At 74.0% G+C, this 492-nt stretch carries 1 pseudogene; it reads right to left on the minus strand.

What is annotated here, in order from left to right:
* Window positions 1-492 (minus strand): annotated as a pseudogene (locus tag AC066S_RS39155) (UDP-N-acetylglucosamine 1-carboxyvinyltransferase); the annotation flags it as partial.

Here is a 492-nt window from a genome sequence, read left to right on the forward strand (position 1 = left end):
GGTGATGCGCGCGCCCCGCAGGCGCGAGCGGCCGGCGGGCAGGCGCGCGATCATGTAGCCGTGCTCCACCAGGATCTCGGCGCCCATGGCCGTCAGCCCCTTGATGTGCTGGTCCACCGGGCGCGAGCCGATCGCGCAGCCGCCGGGCAGCGACACCGTGGCCTCGCCGAAGCGCGCCAGCAGCGGGCCCAGCGCCAGCACCGAGGCGCGCATCGTCTTCACGAGTTCGTAGGGTGCCTCCGGCGTGGACAGCGCCCCGGCGTCGATGCGCACGGTGCCGCTGTCGGCGCGCTCGCCGCCCTGGGAATGCTCGGCCGACACGCCCATGTTGCGGATGAGCTGCAGCATGGTGGCCACGTCCTGCAGGCGCGGTACGTTGAGCAGGGTCACGGGCTCGGCCGTGAGCAGCGCCGCGCACAGCTCGGGCAGTGCGGCATTCTTGGCGCCGGAGATCGGCACTTCGCCGGTCAGGGCGCGGCCGCCGCGGATCTG

The sequence above is a fragment of the Bradyrhizobium sp. CFUWI genome (genome assembly GCF_056429085.1).